Origin of the sequence: Methanobrevibacter sp., assembly GCF_045577275.1 — an archaeon.
GTDB lineage: Archaea > Methanobacteriota > Methanobacteria > Methanobacteriales > Methanobacteriaceae > Methanobrevibacter.
Genome location: NZ_JAZNIB010000214.1, coordinates 1 through 7467, shown reverse-complemented (window position 1 = coordinate 7467; position 7467 = coordinate 1). Strand labels below are relative to the sequence as shown.

Annotated in this window: 8 protein-coding genes; 3 read left to right on the top strand and 5 right to left on the bottom strand. The window is 29.7% G+C overall.

Going from position 1 to position 7467, the window contains the following annotated elements:
* Positions 1–2 precede the first annotated feature (2 nt).
* A complete protein-coding gene (locus tag ACKI67_RS06170) occupies positions 3–1073 on the bottom strand; it encodes a hypothetical protein (protein ID WP_407462569.1) in 1071 nt (356 codons plus the stop codon).
* A 189-nt stretch (positions 1074–1262) separates the two neighbouring features.
* Here ACKI67_RS06170 and uvrC point away from each other — a divergent pair, with 189 nt between their 5' ends.
* Entirely contained in the window at positions 1263–3098 is a 1836-nt protein-coding gene (gene uvrC / locus ACKI67_RS06165; protein ID WP_407462568.1) for an excinuclease ABC subunit UvrC, read from the top strand.
* Between the two features lie 29 nt (positions 3099–3127).
* Here uvrC and ACKI67_RS06160 read toward each other — a convergent pair whose 3' ends face one another.
* Both ACKI67_RS06160 and ACKI67_RS06155 read right to left on the bottom strand, forming a co-directional pair.
* Positions 3128–3565: a hypothetical protein gene (locus ACKI67_RS06160; protein ID WP_407462567.1), complete on the bottom strand. Its 438-nt coding sequence runs from the start codon at positions 3563–3565 to the stop codon at positions 3128–3130.
* A 137-nt stretch (positions 3566–3702) separates the two neighbouring features.
* Complete coding sequence (locus ACKI67_RS06155) at positions 3703–4197, bottom strand: SseB family protein (RefSeq protein WP_407462565.1); 495 nt, start codon at positions 4195–4197, stop codon at positions 3703–3705.
* 159 nt (positions 4198–4356) lie between these two features.
* Here ACKI67_RS06155 and ACKI67_RS06150 point away from each other — a divergent pair, with 159 nt between their 5' ends.
* Together ACKI67_RS06150 and ACKI67_RS06145 are read left to right on the top strand one after the other, a co-directional pair.
* Positions 4357–5103: a 4-phosphopantoate--beta-alanine ligase gene (locus ACKI67_RS06150; RefSeq protein WP_407462564.1), complete on the top strand. Its 747-nt coding sequence runs from the start codon at positions 4357–4359 to the stop codon at positions 5101–5103.
* 150 nt (positions 5104–5253) lie between these two features.
* On the top strand, positions 5254–5796 hold the full coding sequence (locus ACKI67_RS06145; protein WP_407462563.1) for an AAA family ATPase: 543 nt from the start codon (positions 5254–5256) through the stop codon (positions 5794–5796).
* Positions 5797–5895: 99 nt separating this feature from the next.
* Here ACKI67_RS06145 and ACKI67_RS06140 read toward each other — a convergent pair whose 3' ends face one another.
* The gene (locus ACKI67_RS06140; protein ID WP_407462562.1) at positions 5896–6495 is read right to left on the bottom strand and encodes a thymidylate kinase; all 600 of its coding nucleotides are present in this window, start codon (positions 6493–6495) and stop codon (positions 5896–5898) included.
* Between the two features lie 308 nt (positions 6496–6803).
* Positions 6804–7352, bottom strand: a complete 549-nt coding sequence (locus ACKI67_RS06135; protein WP_407462561.1) for a hypothetical protein — start codon at positions 7350–7352, stop codon at positions 6804–6806.
* Positions 7353–7467: the final 115 nt, after the last annotated feature.

The window sequence follows — 7467 nt, the reverse complement described above, 5'->3', positions numbered from 1 at the left end:
TATTATCTATAATCCTTTACTGAATTAATTAAATTATCCATATTGCTGAATAATTCTTTTAAATCTTCATCTGACTGTTTTTCATCGCCATCATGGAGAATAAGCTCTTCTAAAAGATTATTCATTTCATCATTTATAGATTCCAAAATGCTTATTTTACCTTTTACGCTTTCATCTAACCTTTCACTATATTCAGGAGCCAATTGAATAATGCTTGTTGCAGCATCAGCCTGATGATTAAATATTTTATGACAGTTGTCAATGACTGAAGTGAATCTGTCATAGCTTAATTCTTCCTTATTAAAGCGATTGTTGATTAAATTGGTAATATTCTCTTCTTTATGATTAAATTCATCTCTCAATTCATTTATTTGAGTATCATATGCTCTGAATTGAGGAATAATTTCTGAAGAAGATATATTATCCACTTTGTTAACGGTTTTTGGTTCAGCTTCAACTGGAGCATCAGCAATAGGTTTTGAAGGATAATTATCCATATCCATTTTTTCTTCTTCAAAATAGATCATAAATGTTCTGACTATTGATAAAATCAATCCTGCAAGGGCCAATGCAAGGAAAAAATTAAAGATTACATCACTTGAATTGGTGGTAATGAAAGATAAAACCCATAAGAATTCAAAAACAATCCCTTCAATAATCCATCTTTTCACATTTCTCTTTTGGCCTACGATTATCAATCCTACACCATTCAAAAATATAATGACTGAAAAGATTACCCAAAAGGAACTTGATGATTTGTCAATGTCAATTTGAGACTCAGGATCATCATCAATTAATATGTCTTTATATTTATAATAGACAATGAATGAACGAATGATGCCAACTAGCATCAACAATAATCCTAAACCGATAAAAACGTCAGCTATTCCATCATAATTAATAAATATGAATCCAAAAAACCAAGGAATTTCATAGATTAAACCTTCTATAATCCATTCTCTTTTGAATTCCTTTGCTCCAATATAAGCAAAGCCCAATCCATTTATAAATGGTATAAAAGCAATCAATACCCATAGAGATTTAATTATTTTACTAAAAGTTGAACTTGCCATTTAATTCCCCCTTAATTTAACATATCTAATATAATATTTATTTTTCTGATATAAAATTTTTTAGAAAAATATGAAAACTTTATAAAATATGAAAATTATTATAATTAATAAAAATTAAAATAATATTTGTAAAAATTAAAATTAATTTATAAAATACAAAAATCAATAATCAGATATCAAGGTAATAAAATGTCAACTAAAGTAAACTCACCAGATGAACTTCCTCAAAAGCCAGGAATATACATAATGAAGGATAGAAATGAGGAAATCATCTATGTGGGAAAATCAAAATCACTTAAGAATAGAGTGAAATCCTATTTTCAAAAAAACCTTGATAGACCTAAAACTCAAATTTTAATGAGTCATTTCAACAGTCTCGAGTATATTGTAACCAATACAGAAAAAGAGGCACTTATTTTAGAGGCTAACCTGATTAAAAAGCATAAGCCTAGATACAATATCAACCTAAAGGATGATAAAAGATATCCTTACGTTAAAATAACAGAAGAGGATTTTCCAAAGATAGTCATTACAAGGGATATTGGAAAAAATGGTACTTACTATGGTCCTTTCACCGATGTAACCGCTGTACGTCAAACAGTGAAGTTCCTAAAGCAGCTATTTAGAATAAGAACCTGCAAAAGAATGGATGGGCCATGTCTAAACAGCCAAATTGACCTTTGTTATGCTCCATGTGATGGAAAAATAAGCAAAGAGGAATACCATGAACATATCAAAAAGATAGACCTATTCTTCCAAGGAAAATACAACAAGATCATCAAGGATTTGGAAGTTGAAATGAAGGAAGCTGCAAAAAATCAGGAATTTGAAAAGGCAGCAGTCATAAGAGACCAAATCAATTCCATTGATGAAGTGATGAAGAAGCAATTTGTAGAGCTTAACAATGAGCTCGACCAAGACATAATTGCAATTGCATACACCACCCAAAATGCAGTTGTGGTTGTAATGAACATCAGAAACGGAAAGATCATTGGAAAGGACGATTTCCTTATGGATGGTTCTCAACATACAACCTCTGATGAAGTCATATCAGCATTCATCAAACAGTTCTATGGAATAAACAGGCATGTTCCTAAAGAGATTTTAATTGAAGAGGATATACCTGACAGCAAATTGATTGAAGAATGGTTAGGTGATTTAAGAGGAAATAAAGTATCCATTAAAGTTCCACAGAAAGGAAATAAGCTTAGATTAGTCCGTATGGCAAGTAAAAATGCAGACATCATCAAAAATCAGAAGCAAAAAATGGAAAACTCCATGATTGAACTTAAAAAGTATTTGAAATTGGAAAAGATGCCAAGGGTCATTGAAGGTTATGACATTTCAAACATTTCCGGAAAATTGGCGGTAGGTTCCAAAGTTTCATTCTTGGATGGAAAACCTAATAAAAAGCAGTATAAAAGGTTTAGGATGAATACTCCAGGACCTAACGATTTTGCCATGATGAAGGAATTGCTGGAGAGAAGACTCAAGCCTCTTAAAGAACATTATGATAAGCTAAGGATCAATGAAGAACACCTATCAAAGAACGAAGCAGAAACTGAAATAGTCGAGCCATTAAAATTAGGAGATGAACCTAATCTTATCGTTATCGATGGGGGAAAAGGACAATTAGGTATGGCAGTTGATATTTTGAAGGAATATAAATTAACACATATACCTATAATCGGTCTTGCTAAGGAATTTGAAGAAATTTATATACCAAACAGCAGTTTTCCAATAAGAATCCCTCAAAACAATGAAGCCCTTCATTTGCTTCAGCAGGTTAGGGATGAGTCCCACAGATTTGCTGTAACCTATCACAGAAAATTAAGATCCAAAAAGATTGAAGAGTCTCCATTGGATAATATTGAAGGTGTAGGTGAAAAGAGAAAAATAGAATTGCTAAAACACTTTGGAGATTTGGAATCCGTCAAAAAAGCAAGTGTAAATGAGATAAAAGAAGTTAAAGGAATGAATGAAAAGGTAGCGAATAACATTTATGAATATTTCCATAATAAATAATTAAGGTTCATTAATAAATTAAAGATGGATTAATCTTTATTTATGAAATCAAAAAATAGTTTAGCAAGATTTTTATTAATGAACATGACTCTATAATTCACTTCATCACAGATTACATCAACCTTTTTTCCATCAATTCTGCAATCGATTATATTGTCTAAATTAATTATGACATCATCTGTTTTGTTGATTGTTTCCTTAAAAATAAGCTCTTTTTTAGTTAAATAGGCATTTGTGCGAAGCCTTTTAGATTCATTGTTTATTTGAAGAAGGCATTTCAAATCTATGCCTAATATCCAATCAGAAGACAAGAACTCATTTACAAGTTCAGGACTTGTATGATAATGATTGATTCCTTTCTTATCTAAAAACATGTTTAAAAGAAACCTATCAACATTATTCTCTTTAATGATTATTTCAGCATCATCATGGGCTTTTATAACCTCTTCAGATGGTCTTTTAACCATTAAATCATTATTTTTTCTTCTTAATCTGCTAAACATTAGATTTGACCTTCTTTTATAATAAAAAAAGAAAATTAATTAAATTTAAGCATTTAATTAATTTCGAATTATTTACTATTTTTAAATAAATAATAATTTTTTTAATGATTGTGAGTTGGGTCAGTGCAGTTTGGATCATCACATACTTCTATGTCAAAAAGGTCCAAAATTGCTTCTATTGGAAGTTCCACTGCATTTTCATGGAATGGATTTACAATAACTGAATCAAACTCATCATCAACGATTTCATGTAAAAACTGAGCTAAATCTTCAGCTTGAATTACTAAACCATATATGTTGGTGTCTTCTTCAGCTGCTAATTTTTCAAGCTCATCATCATCAGTATAAATTGGGAATAATACTTCTCCATCTTCATCCTCAAGTTTCATGATCTCAAGGTCTATTTCCTCATCAAGAGCTATTTCTTCATCTGTTTTTCCTTCAAGAGCTTCACTGTCAGAGTTCAATTCAGCTGGAATGATGAAGGTAGCTTCCATAAATGCATCTACAAAAGCATCTAATTGCTCTTCAGTCATGTCTTCAGGTGCAGTTTTCATAATTTCTTTTAATTCTGGATTTTCAATTCTTTCATCCATAAAAAATCTCCTTTTAAAAAAGTTTTTTTAATTAAATAATAGTTTATAAGTTATCATATAAATACAATACATTTTAATTAATATTTAATCAATTTTTTAACAAATATTTAATCAGTTTTTTAATTAATTTTATTAATCAATTTAACTATATTATAATTTATGATACCAAAAACTCATCCACGTTATCAATCATTATTATTGAGAGATAAAGTAAAAAACGCTTTTAAGGAAGGATATTTGGCAGATTCAGGTATGATTGCCCATGGTAGAGGAGAAACCTTTGACTATTTGATTGGCGAGAAAACTACAGAAACTGCTAAAAAGGCATGTGAAGCTGCAGTTGCAACTATATTGCTTGCTGAAAATCCTGTTTTATCAGTAAATGGAAACACTACTGCACTTGCTATAGATGAAATAATCGAACTTGCAAAGGCAACCGATTCCAAAATTGAAATCAACCTATTCTACAGAACACCAGAACGTGTAGAAATAATTACAAGAATGTTCAAGGAAAGAGGTTGGGAAGATATTCTCGGTACAAATGACGAGGAATTAGCTTTTATTGACAACCTAAACAGTCCAAGAGCTACTGCAAGTCGTGAAGGAAGCTACATAGCTGATGTGATGTTAGTGCCTCTTGAAGATGGAGATAGGGCGGAAGTCTTAGTTCAAAATGGTAAGAAAATCATATGCATAGATCTAAATCCACTTTCAAGAACCGCTAAAATGTCTACAATATCAATTGTAGATAATGTTGTTAGAGCAGTGCCGTTAATGACCAAAATAGCAAATGAATTCAAGGAATCAGGCAAAGATAAGGATAAGGAATTTTTAGAAAATATCGTTAATAATTTCTCCAATGAGCAAAATCTTAAAGATGCCTTAGCAGCAATTAAATTGAAATAATGGAATTGTTCTTTATTTTTATTGGTTTGTCTTTTTATAATAATTTTAAGATAAACTTAATAACAATTAAAAATATAAATATACTTTTCAATATGTAATGTTTTAACAAAAATAACGATTATATAAAATAATATTTTAAATGGGATTATAATGAAGGTAATAGGCGTAACTGGTTTACAAGGTTCCGGAAAAAGTATTTTTTTCGACACTGCAATGGAAAAAGGTGCACTTGTAGTTAGTATGGGTGACATAATTAGAGAAAAAGCTGCAGAAAGAGGGGAAGATACAGGTACCACTGCCAGAACTTTAAGAGAAGAATTTGGACAATATATTGTAGCTGAATTAACTGTACAAAAAATAAAAGATCTTTTTGAAGAAGACAAAACTATTAAAACCGTTTTGATTGATGGAATAAGAAGCCCATATGAAATTGAACTTTTTAAAGAAAACTTTGACAATTTCATCTCTGTTTCCATATATGCAAGCCCTCAAACCAGATTCAAAAGAATTTCCTTAAGAGGAAGAGAAGACGATACAACTAATTTTGATGAGTTTATGGTAAGAGAAAACAGAGAATTAGGTTTCGGTATTGGTGATGTGGTATCAACTACCGATTATTTAATTGAAAATGAATGCTCTCTTGAAGAATTCAAACAGAAAGTTGCTGATTTTATAGAAAAAGAAATGGATTAAATCCATTTTTTACTTTTTTATTTACTTATTTTGCTTTTTTATTTACTTTTTTTATTGTCTTTTAGACAAACCAATTTATTTAAAAAATAGTTTACTTTTTTATTCTAATTTTTTAGGTTCACTTAGTAATTTAGAATCTAATTCATCTAAAATAACATCTATCCTAGCGAATATCTCTTCTGGAGAATCATCTGCAGGTATGACATGCCAATTATATAAAACCGGTTCTGCCTTTTGTCTGACTTTTACAAAAGCCTCATAATTTTCAAACATTTCCTCTGTCTCATTTCTATTCTTTACACGTTCCACCAATTCCTCAGGAGAAACATCCAAATAGAAGAAATATTCAGAAACAGGCAATGCAAAACATACCAGCTTATAGACTGGAACAGAAATGGCCTTGTTCAAGTAAGCGACAGCTAAAGTATATCTTACAAAAATAACAGTATCGGCCTTTCCATAATATTTAATAACAGATCTGATTGCATCTGCACCATAACATAAGGTTGCAATTATCTTATTAAGTTTTCCGCCTCTTTCCAAAGCTGCCTTTGAATTACGGCCAAAAAAGTTGTCTGATGTTGGATGTGAACGAATGATAACTGTTCCGTCCTTTTCATATTTTTCCTTCATGAGTCTAGCTTGCGTATCTTTGCCAGAACCATCAAGCCCATCTATAGCAATAAACCTCTTCATCATAACATCTCACAGACAATTAAAATAATCACAAGTATAATTAATTAAATCATATTATTATCATATAACTATAAAAATAATTAATCATTATTTTAATTAAAATTAATATAATTTTTTTTGAATAATTAGAACTATTTCAAATATTAAACTTAATTAACTATTATTTTTATTAAAACTATGTTATAAATTTTTATAAAAAATGTAGAATTAAAAAAAAGCATTATAAAAAAAAAAATAATTGAAAAAAGAATTAGAAAAAAATTAAAAAAAGTTAATAAATAAAAAAAAAGAATTAATGAAAATTAAATTAATTAGTGAATGACTTCATTTAAGTATGATTCCTCTGTTGCACCAATGTATACTAAATCACCACTTTCTTCATAAATGAACATGTAAACTTTATCTGAAGTCATGTTTTCCAAATTCAATATTTCAGTTTGGTCGTTGACTTCTGATGCTTGATCATTATTTACTTCCATGAAATAACCGTCATGGCCATTGATTGTTTTCTTTACAGCATCGTCAGAGTCTAAAACCTGTTCAATAACTTCATTAGTTACATTGTATCCACCGTAATCAGCTACCATAATATAAATAGCATTTTTCTTTGAATCATCTTCAAAACCTGCAGCATTCATATGGAAATCAGAACTTGCAGAAGTGGTTTCATTATCTATTTTATAATCTTCATTTTCTGTGAAACCTGCAGGGATTGTAAAGTCAATACCTCCAATATTTACGTCTTGAGCAGCATCATCAGATCCGGTTAAGAAACTCAAATCAAAAGCTGATGCGGAACCTGCTAAGACAACAGTTAAAATAGCTAAAACAGCTATGATTGCAATCCTATTTATTTTCATATTTTTCCTCCTTAATTTAACAAAAAAACTACAAATACTAAAAATACTAAAAATTATTAACCTATTAAAGATTAATTAATTGATATTTTATTCATTTATAAATAAATAACTTTTG